At 70.7% G+C, this 9,932-nt stretch carries 6 protein-coding genes and 1 pseudogene; 1 reads left to right on the forward strand and 6 read right to left on the reverse strand.

Annotated elements, in window-relative coordinates; genetic code table 11:
- Positions 1-1,073: 1,073 nt before the first annotated feature.
- Genes D474_RS0124040 through D474_RS0124050 form a run of 3 tightly spaced genes read right to left on the reverse strand, consistent with a single transcriptional unit; the run spans position 1,074 to position 3,563 of the window.
- The gene (locus D474_RS0124040; RefSeq protein WP_017616037.1) at positions 1,074-1,526 is read right to left on the reverse strand and encodes a hypothetical protein; all 453 of its coding nucleotides are present in this window, start codon (positions 1,524-1,526) and stop codon (positions 1,074-1,076) included.
- A 7-nt stretch (positions 1,527-1,533) separates the two neighbouring features.
- A complete protein-coding gene (locus D474_RS0124045) occupies positions 1,534-2,352 on the reverse strand; it encodes a DUF3100 domain-containing protein (RefSeq protein WP_017616038.1) in 819 nt (272 codons plus the stop codon).
- Entirely contained in the window at positions 2,346-3,563 is a 1,218-nt protein-coding gene (locus tag D474_RS0124050) for an amidohydrolase (RefSeq protein WP_017616039.1), read from the reverse strand. Before D474_RS0124050 ends, D474_RS0124045 begins: the two co-directional genes overlap by 7 nt.
- Before the next feature lie 106 nt (positions 3,564-3,669).
- Between D474_RS0124050 and D474_RS29910 the strand changes: the two genes are divergently transcribed.
- Positions 3,670-4,701, forward strand: coding sequence for an Lrp/AsnC family transcriptional regulator (locus D474_RS29910; protein ID WP_017616040.1), 1,032 nt, complete (start codon positions 3,670-3,672; stop codon positions 4,699-4,701).
- Between the two features lie 7 nt (positions 4,702-4,708).
- Here the strand turns inward: D474_RS29910 and D474_RS29915 are convergent.
- From D474_RS29915 to D474_RS33970, 3 genes and pseudogenes are all read right to left on the reverse strand, one after another.
- Positions 4,709-7,254, reverse strand: a pseudogene (locus D474_RS29915) (polynucleotide kinase-phosphatase).
- The gene (locus tag D474_RS0124065; protein WP_026118757.1) at positions 7,251-8,690 is read right to left on the reverse strand and encodes a 3' terminal RNA ribose 2'-O-methyltransferase Hen1; all 1,440 of its coding nucleotides are present in this window, start codon (positions 8,688-8,690) and stop codon (positions 7,251-7,253) included. Before D474_RS0124065 ends, D474_RS29915 begins: the two are co-directional and overlap by 4 nt.
- 117 nt (positions 8,691-8,807) lie before the next feature.
- Positions 8,808-9,623 (reverse strand): NPCBM/NEW2 domain-containing protein, encoded by an 816-nt coding sequence (locus D474_RS33970; protein ID WP_026118758.1) that lies wholly within the window; start codon positions 9,621-9,623, stop codon positions 8,808-8,810.
- Positions 9,624-9,932: the final 309 nt, after the last annotated feature.

The raw sequence follows: 9,932 nt of genomic DNA on the forward strand, positions 1-9,932 counted from the left end.
TCCAACACCGTTGCGGCCGCACCGAACGGCACTTCCCCGGCCAGGGTGGCGGTGAAGGTCTGCACCGCAGCCACCAGGGCGGACACGGCCGCGTTCGGGGCACTGCCCGGGGCCGTGTCGGTGGGGTCTGCGGTGTTGTTCGCCATGATTCAACAATAAGCGGGAAACCCTGGAAAAGGGGAGTACCTCAAAGACCACACAACCCTTACCCATTACGGCCCCACGGCCACGGATAAAACCCGATTGCGGGCGTCCTATTCACCGCAGGAAATGGTCTGTGGATAACTCCACGGCGATGGTTTTCCGGGGTATTCTGGAACGGGATAAAGTGTGCCCACGCTCCGCCCGCCACACAGATAGAGAATCTCCGAAGCGGTGTGCGCCCCCGGCTCAGGCCAGGCCCAGTCGGCAGCGGGGCCCGGAGGGCGGCCACACACCCACGCGCCCCCGACACTCAATGCCCCGCCGGGAGTGCGCGGGGCGTGCCGTTGCCTCCGCAGGAGCGAGCCACCACCCGCACGCCGCAAGCGTTGGTCGCAATGGGGCCACCCCAGGGGGTCTGCTTTTGGACCCCACACCTTTTCGGTTGCGGGGCGGGCCGGAGGGTGTTCGTCGGCGAGAGCGGTCCAGCCCGGGAAAGGGGCGGACCGCACACCCCGAGGCGCCGAGAACAACCCCGCAGAACTCCGACACACCCCCACCCAGACCAACGAACAGGGGGTGGCGCCGACGCGGGTTGCGGCAGGCCCCGGCCGGGCTACGCTCGACCCGACGACGAACACCACCCACCCCAACCACAAACCGCCCCCCACAGGGCCTCAACCACAGACCGCCCACCACAAACCCCGCCCCCACCCCGGCCACACGACCCCGGTCCAAACGCCCCGACGAACGATGCGCCGAAACGGTCCGCGAGAAAACCGGCGGCCGAACCAGGGACCGCGCCCCCGCCCGTCCACGAACCCCACCCCCGAGGCAACACGGCAATGCCCCGCGCCCCTGCCCCGAGCCACCGCAGCGGTGCCGCGCACCACCCGTCCCCTGCGAACGGGGAAGCAGGTCACGCACAGCCCTCAGACCACCCCTTGCAGGCGCAGTACGACCTCCGCGATGAGCGCCGACCCCAGGAACGTGCCCAGGAAGACCCCGGAGCCCACGATCACGCTCTTCCAGCCGAGCTTGGCGAAATCCGCCAGCGACGACCCGACCCCGATGGCCACGTAAGCGAGCAGCGGGGTCGTGATCGCCTGTACGTCGATGGCGTCGGCCCACGCGATCATCTGCGTGGAACCCGGCGTGACGGGCAGGGAGAGCACGATGGCGATGACGGCCACGTACAGAACCGTCGGGATGTTCCCCGGGAGGACCTTCTGCACCCCCACCCCGGCCAGGGAAATGCCGATGACGAGCAAGAGCCCCGGCAGCGCTTCGGTCGGCACGGTCTCGTAACCGACCCAGTTCCCGACCGCGATCACCAGGCCCGCCACCACGAAGGCCAGAACCATGTCGCGAACGTGACGTGTCATCGCCTCATCACTCCCTCACGTCCTCTTCCTCCGCGGTCGCCCTTGATCTCTTCCTCGTGAGGAGCCCGTACATCCGTTCTGCCATGGGCAGAGCGATGAAGATGGCCATGAAGAACCCGGTGGCGATGGACAGGATCATGCCGGCCGAAGCCAGGGACTGGATCTCCCCCGCCATCTCGGGATACAGGGCGCTCAATGAGCTGCTCGACGCCGCCATCATGCTCGCGCTTCCCACGCCGCCGGCCATCGCGAGCGCCAACGGGTCCAGCGGGGTGAACGCGGCGAGCACGCTCGCCATCATTCCGAAGATGACGGCCCCGAAGATCGACCCGAACAGGTAGACCGAGAAGACACCCCTGGTTTCCGGGGAATCGAAACCGAATTTGTCGTTGATGATGGCCAGGCTGCCCTCCCGCGCGATGGAGAAGGTCATACCGATGGCTTCCCGTTTGGCACCGAGGAGCAGCGCCAGGGGTAGACCGATCAGCACGGTCCCGAGGTTGCCGATCTCCTGCAGGAGAATGGCGGGACCGACCTGCACGATGATGTCGAGCGCAGGGCCGATGTTCAGACTGACCTTCGCGACGAGGATCAGGATGATGGCGTTGGTGATCGGCTGCGCGTTCTTCGACTGCCGCTCATTCACAACGGGGGTGAACAGCAGAGCGATGCCCAGGAGGAACGCGTAGATCATCGGCAGGATCGGCAGCATTCCCGGACCGATCGAGAGCGAGAGCGGACCGATGAACTCCGCGATCAGCACGATCGCCAGGATCGCAGCGTGCAGCCGCCAGTCCTTCAGGTGGTCCGGGAGCCGGCTCAGCACTGTCCCTCCGAGCGGTGCCGCTCCTTCCGGTAGGGGCTCCGGTGGTCCTGGCGTTCCAGGAGGTCCTCCCTGGTTCCGGGATCGCTCGCTGCGCCGATGACCGTCCAGGCGAGGGCCCTGGCTGCGTCCAGCGCTGCCTCGTCCCCCTCGGCCGTGCCCGCGGCCTCGGCGAACCCGGTGGTGTGGGGCGCGGCCGAGGCCCCGAGGACCGCGATCGTCGGGTGGATGGACGGCAGGTAGTGGGACACGTTGCCCATGTCGGTCGAGCCGCCGCCGGACCCCTCACGGGGACGGATGGTGCGTCCCGTACGCCGGAGGTTCTCGTCCCAGAGCTCGGCCAGGGCCGGTTCCTGGACGACGTTCTCGTAACGCGGCTCGGTCTCCTCGTGGACCCAGTCGCAGCCCGAGGCGATCGCCCCCGCCTCGAAGCAGGCCAGCATGCGCTTCTTGACATTCTCGAGTGTGTCCAGGTCGTAGCCCCTGACCTCGGCCTCCATCACCGACTCGGCCGGGATGATGTTGGTGGCCTCCCCAGCACGGACCACGTTCGCCGACAACCGGACGTCGTCGGGCAGCTGCTGGCGCAGGAGACCGATACCCACCTGGGCGACCGTTGCCGCGTCGGCCGCGTTGACACCTTGGCTCGGCGCGGCCGCCGCGTGCGCTGCCGCGCCCGAGTAGGTCACCCGGAAGCGGTCGACGGCCTGCGCGGTGAAGGCCCGGCCCGAGATGTCGTGGCCCGGCATGGGGTGGACCATGAGGGAGAGGGTGGCCTCGTCCCATGCCCCTGCCTCGAGCATCAGGACCTTGCCGCCGCCGTGCTCCTCGGCGGGGGTACCGAGCAGGACGACGGTGAGACCGAGCTCATCGGCGACCTCGGCCAGGCCCAGGGCGGCGCCGACCCCGGCGGCGGAGATGATGTTGTGCCCACACGCATGGCCGAGACCGGGCAGGGCGTCGTACTCGGCACAGACCACCACCCGCAGGTCCCCGGAGCCGAACGTGGCCTCGACCGCGGTGTCCAGACCGTACACGCCGGTCTTCACCGTGAAGCCGGCCCCGCCGAGGAGCGCACCGACCCGCTCTGCCGCCCGGTATTCCTCGAAGGCCGTCTCCGGGTCAGCGTGCAGGGCCCGACCGAGCTCGAGCAAGGTGTCCCGGGCGCCGTCGACGCGCGTTCCCGCCTTTTCCCTGGCCTCTTCCGGTGTCATGGAGAACCTCTTCGATCCTGGCTGCGAACTGAATGGCGACGAGTATCGGACGCCCGGCAACTGCAGGCCTAGGAAATGCAGGATCGAGTACTTAACCTGGTGATCGATGAAGGAAACGGCAGTCGACGAACTCGATCGGCGGATCGTCAACGCCCTGCAGATCCAGCCGCGTGCGACGTGGAGCAAGGTCGCCGCGATCCTGGGGATCGGCGAGGTGACCGCGGCCCGCCGCTGGGCCCGGCTGCAGGAGGCCGGGCTCGTGTGGGTCACCGCCTACCCGGACACCTCTGCACCGACCGGTTCGAGCGCCGTCGTCGAGGTGGAGTGCGCCGGCACCACCACTTCCGTCGCGGAGAAACTCGTCCGGGATCCGGAGTGCTTCACGATCGACGTGACGGCGGGGGGACGCGACCTCCTGGTAACCGTGGTCGGGGCGGACCACGAGGCGCTGGCCGACTACGCGCTGGACACGATCGCCCGCTTGGACGGCGTGCGGTCGGTCCGCACCCACGTCCTGGCCGGGATCCTGACGGACGCGAGCGCGTGGCGGCTCCGCGAGCTCACCGAGGACCAGGTCGCCCGGCTCTCCGAGGATCCTCCGGAGCCCGTGTCGCAGCCGGTGCCCTGGTCGTGCCTGTCGGAGTTGGAGTCGGCGATCTGTGCCGAACTCGTTCTGGACGGCCGCGCCTCGGCCACGGAGATCGCGAAGCGTGTCGGAGCCCCGGTCCGGCGGGTCCGCGAGACGATCGCACGGCTGATCAGGACCCGGCGGGCGGTGCTCAGGACGGAGATCAGCCGTTCGGCCTCGGGGTGGCCGATCAGCGCCTGGTACTTCGTCCGGGTACCGGCCGGACGCGTACAGCGGGTGGCGTCCCTGTTGAGCCGTCTGCCGGAGATCAGGACGGTCTTCGTGACCGTGGGTCCCACGAACATCGTTCTGAACGTCTGGCTGCGCAACATCAACGAGGTGAGCCGTCTGGAGGCGGCGATCGAAGAACAGCTCGAGCAGGTGGAGATCGTCGACCGCAGCGTCGTCCTGCGGACACCGAAACTGGCGGCCAACATCCTGGACAACCAGGGCCGGCGCAGCCGCGGGCCCACCCGATCACCAGAGGGCAAGCTCCGTATCCCCTGGTGAGCGGGTGTCACAACCGCGGGTCGACCGGTTCGCTCTCCAGCGCGAGCGCGGCGAAGACCGGCTGGGGGGCCCNTCCAGGCCGAGCTTGTGCTCGCGCATCGCCATGCCGTTCTTGCGCCCCAGGTTCCGGCGTTCCTTCAGCACGGCCAGGCGTTCGGGGTCGGTGTAGTCCGCGCCGTAGACGATGCGCAGGTACTCCGGCCCACGCACCTTGAGCCCGGGCTGCGTCAGACCCTTTCGTCCCCGCGCACCGGCGCCCACGACAGGCTTGACGACCGCGCCCTCTCCCCCGGCGGCCGCCAGGTCGGTCCACCACGCGGCTGCGGCGTCGCAGTCCCGCGGGTCGGTCGTGTCCACGGTCCGGTATCGGGTGGGGTGCACCATGGCGCCTACCTCGGCGAGCTTCTCGGCCATCGCCATGTGCCACAGGTGGTCGGCGCCGGAGTACTCGCGCCCCTCGGAGGCCAGCACCATGAACGGTGCGTACCGGAGCCCGGCGGCCCCGTCGGTGTCCCAGGTGTACCGGCGATAGACCCGGCTGAAGCCCTCCATCTGTTCGATGCGCCGCTCGACGGTCCCCCGGAGCGCCTCGACGCCGACCCCGCGCGCGGCGGCCGCGGCAAGGGCGTCCCGGGCCGCAGGCAGCGAGGCCCGCGCGGCGGCCCCCACGGACGCGTACTGGTCACGGATCAGCCCGTGCGCCTTGGCCGACCAGGGCAGCATCTCGCCGTCCAGGGCGATCCAGTCGGTGCCCAGGCCGTCCCACAGACCGGCGTCGGTGACGGCGGCCCTCAGCCGGTCGACGACCTCCCGCCCCACATCGGTGTCGGGGAAGAACGGTCGCCCGGTGCGGGTGTACACCGCGCCCAGCTCGCCGGGAACGAAGCGGCGCTCGGCTGCGGCCTCGTCCCGGCACAGCACGGCCACGGCACGCGAACCCATGTGCTTCTCCTGGCACACGACCTGTCCGACCCCGGCCCCCCGGAACGCGGCGAACGCCTCCGCCGGGTGTTCCAACAGTGTGGGAGAGGCCGCGGTGGGCGCGGGAGCCATGGTCGGCGGCAGGTACAACAGCCACCGCGGGTCGACGGCGAAGCGGCTCATCGCCTCGAATGCGGCCAGCGTACTGCCCTCGTCGGTGCGCACGGCACCGTCCGGGGTCTCCACGTGCAGGCCGCGCCCGGTGTCGATGCCCAGGTCTCGTACGTCGACGACCGCCGGGGGCGGGCCGTCGGCCGCGGGTTCGGGCACCGCGGGACGCACCGGCTCGAACCAGGTGCGTTCGGCCGGCACGGCAACGGTCTCCTTCTCGGGCCAGCGCAGCGCGGTGAGCTCCCCGCCGAACACACACCCGGTGTCGATGCACAGCGTGTTGTTGAGCCACTCGGCGCGCGGCACCACGGTGTGTCCGTACACGACGGCGGCCCGGCCCCGGTAGTCGCGCGCCCACGGCAGGCGCACGGGCAGCCCGTACTCGTCGCTCTCACCGGTGGTGTCGCCGTACAGGGCGAAGGAGCGCACCCGCCCGGAGGCGCGCAGGTGGTAGTCCTCCTTGAGCCCGGCGTGAGCGATGACGAGCCTTCCGCCGTCGAGCACGAGGTGGCTCACCAGGCCGTCGCAGAACGCCAGCACCCGGTCGCGGAACTCGGGGGTCTCCTTCTCCAGCTGTTCCACGGTGCGGTCGAGGCCGTGTGTGAGGCGGGCGGTACGGCCCCTGAGCACACGTACGAGCTTGTTCTCGTGGTTGCCGGGCACGCACAGGGCATCGCCGTCGTCGACCATGTTCATGGCCAGGCGCAGCGCTCCGGGGCTGTCGGGACCGCGGTCGACGAGGTCGCCGACGAACACGGCGGTGCGACCCTCGGGGTGGCGGGCGCCCACGGCACGGCCGTGGGTGTCGCGGGTGAGTGCGTAACCCAGGCGCTCCAGCAGGGTCTCGAGTTCGGAGCGGCAGCCGTGCACGTCGCCGATGACGTCGAAGGGCCCGGTGAGCTCGCGCTTGTCGGGCCAGGGTCGTTCGAGGCCGATGCGGGCGCGGGCGATCTCGTCGGGCCCGCGCAACACGTGCACCTTGCGGACGCCCTCCTTGTCGAGCCGCTTGATCGAGGACCTCAGGTCGCGCCGCTGGCGGTGGATCACGTGCGGCCCGAAGTCGCGGTCGGGGCGCTCCTCGTTGCGTTCGCGGGCCAGGGCCTCGGGCACGTCGAGCACGATCGCGGTGGTCAAGAGGTTGTTGGCCTTGGCGATACGCACGAGCTCACCGCGGGCGCGGCGCTGCACATTGGTGGCGTCGACGACGGTGAGCAGTCCGCGGCGCAGCCGGATGTCGACGATCGTGTGCAGGAGCGAGAACGCGTCGGCGCTCGCGGACTGGTCGTCGGGGTCGTCGCTGACCCGGCCCCGGCAGTCGTCGGAGCTGACGATCTGGGTGGGCAGGAAGTGCTGCGCGGCGAAGGTCGACTTGCCGGACCCGGAGACGCCGATGAGCAGGACGAGCCCCATTTCGGGGACCCCGAGGACGCGCGGCTCGGTGCCGGTGTTGTCGGTGGTCATGAACCTGCCCTCTCTTCCGGGCTGTGGCGGGTGAAGGCGGCCAGCTGGGTGGGTGCTCCGGTGTCGGGGTGGTCGGGGCCCACGGGAAGCCGCCGGACGGTGTACCCGTAGGTCTGCGCGACCCGGTCGGACCAGGCCCCGAACTCGGCGCGCGTCCACTCGAACCGGTGGTCGCTGTGGCGGAAGGCGCCCTCGGCCAGGCCTTCGTAGTGGGTGTTGTACTCGGCATTGGGTGTGGTCACGACGGCCAGACGAGGTGCGGCGTCGCCGAACACGACCTCCTCCACGGCGGGCAGCCGCGACGGGTCCAGGTGCTCGATCACCTCCATCAGAACGGCGGCGTCGTGGCCCCGGAACCGCGGATCCCGGTGCACGACCGAGCCCACGAGGAGCTCCGCACGGCTCTCGCGCACGCGGGCGAGGGCACCGGTACTGACGTCCACGCCGGTGACGCGGCGGAGTGCGGGCTCGCGCACGAGGTGGGTGAGGAGCGTTCCGCTGCCGCATCCGAGGTCGATGACGCTCTCTGCCTGCTCGGAACGCAGCAGGGAGAGCACCGCACCGATGCGCTGCTCGCCCAGGTTCGGTTCCCACTCCTCGACGGCGGGGTCGTCCTCGGCCTCGGTGCGGAGGATGCTCTCGGCCTCCCGCAGCCGACCCAGCGCCGTGCGCACGTAGCGCTGACGACGGTCGAGGAAGCGCCGGGTGATCCAGGAACGCTCGGGGTGGGTGGCCAGCCACCCGGGCTCCTCGGCGGCTCCGCCGAGGTCCTCCTCCGCCGCATCGACGACCCCGCCGGCCCGCAGGAGCTTGTCGACCTCGCTCTCGTCGACCCAGTAGTGCTTGCGGCCCCCGTCCATGGCGGGCAGCAGCACGTACAGGTGGTTGAGCGCCTCCGACAGCCGCAGGGTGCCGGTGAGGGTGAGCGACAGGTAGTGGGAGTCGCCCCAGCCGGGCAGCCCGGGGTCGAGCGGCACCGGCTCGGCGTGCACCGTCCACCCCAGCGGCTCGAACAGGGCGCGGGCGCGTTCGGGGCCCGGGCGGCACGGGACCGCGGGCAGGTGGAGCTCGAGCGGCAGAGGCGTGCGGGCGAGCTCGGGGCGCTGCTCGCAGCGGCCGCGCAGCGCCGTGCGCATGACCCGGCCGAGCGCCGCCGTGAACAGCGACGACGTGGCGTAGGGCCGGTCGTTGACGTACTGGGCGAGGGCGAAATCGGGGGTGCTCACCGACGCGCGGGTACGCAGCAGTGCCTGCGGGTCGACCTCGAGCAGGAGCGCGGCGGTACAGCGCTCGTCCCCGGCATCGGGGTAGAACACGTGCGCCGTGCCGAAGGACTGCTCGAAACTCTGTGCCCGGTCCGGATGCTTGTGCAACAGGAAACCGAGGTCGCTCGCGGGGGCGGACGGGGTCTGCGTGGTCGTGATCGTCAGAAGCACACCTGCATTCTCACGGAGCCACATCCACAGAACCAGTGCTTTTTCCTCTGCCTGTGGACAACCGTCACGGGTCCGTGCAGAAGCGCCCCTCCGACCACCGGTAGGCCCGGATCCGCGTCAGTCCTGGAGCAGGGTCGGGTCGGTCCACGCCGGAAAGACGTCGCTGTTGTCGGTCTCCACCTCCACGCGCATACGCAGCGCGTCCGAGACATCGACCTCGATCTCCACCAGCTCGCCCAGAGCGGTGCTCTCGGTCGCGACAGTCTCACCGTCGACCTGGACGGAGAACGTGGCGGTCTCTCCGGAAGCGGACTCGTCGGTGATGCCGACGGAGGTGGTGAAGGTGTCCCAGTTCCGGCTGAGGTTGTACTCCGCCCACCCCGCGCAAGACATATGGGCACCGCAGTCCTCCGAGAACAGAGCACGGTTGTAGACCTCGCCGTCGATTTCGACGCGCTCGGCGGAGGGGTCCCACGAGTCGTTGTCCACCGGCTCCATGCGGGTGAGCATGGTCTCGCCGTCCTCGACACCCTCGGTGGGGTCGGCGGATGGGTCCTCGGAAGGGTCGTCCGAGGGCTCACCGGCCGGTTCTCCGGTGGGCTCCTCCGTCGGGGTGGGTGTGGGGCTGGGCGAAGATGTGGGCGACGGTTCGGGGCTGGAGGCGTCGGCGGCGGCATCGTCGACCCCTCCCGGCTCCACGGTGGTGTCCCCGAGCCGGTCCATCACCATGTAGGTCGCGCCCGAACCGATGACCATGAAGAGCACGGCCAACACGGCCAGGCCCACCAGGAGGGGCTTGCGGGGCCGCTTCTTCCCGCCGGCGTCCTCCGTCCGCGGTGGGTCGGCGGGCGGAACGGCGGGGCCGGAGTGCACCGAACCGCTGTGCAGCCGGGCCGCGTCCGGAGGCGGTACGGGTCCCCCCGGACCGGCCACGGGACCGCTCCCCGGTCCCGCAGGGGGGCGGCCACCAGGACCGTTCGGGCCGCCAACAGGACCACCACCGGGTCCCGTCGGGCGCGGGCCGGCGGGGCCCGNCACGGGGCCGGTCGTCCCCGGACGCGGAACCGGACCCGAAGGCGGGACCGGGCAGGAAGGCGGGACCGGACCCGAAGGCCCGCTCCGAGGCGGAGGGCCGGACTGCGGAACAGGTCCGGTGGGCGCTCCCGGGGCGTTCGGACCATCGGGGGCACCGGGCCGGCCGGGTGCCCCTGCGGCCCCGGGGGCCGTGGCAGGTCCGGCCGG

Source organism: Nocardiopsis salina YIM 90010 (genome assembly GCF_000341025.1).
GTDB classification, from domain to species: domain Bacteria; phylum Actinomycetota; class Actinomycetes; order Streptosporangiales; family Streptosporangiaceae; genus Nocardiopsis; species Nocardiopsis salina.

Excerpts from the sequence above, each read along its gene's own strand:
- D474_RS29910 (WP_017616040.1), top strand. The coding sequence starts at position 3,670 with ATGAAGGAAACGGCAGTCGACGAACTCGATCGGCGGATCGTCAACGCC.
- D474_RS0124050 (WP_017616039.1), bottom strand. The coding sequence starts at position 3,563 with ATGACACCGGAAGAGGCCAGGGAAAAGGCGGGAACGCGCGTCGACGGC.
- D474_RS0124040 (WP_017616037.1), bottom strand. The coding sequence starts at position 1,526 with ATGACACGTCACGTTCGCGACATGGTTCTGGCCTTCGTGGTGGCGGGC.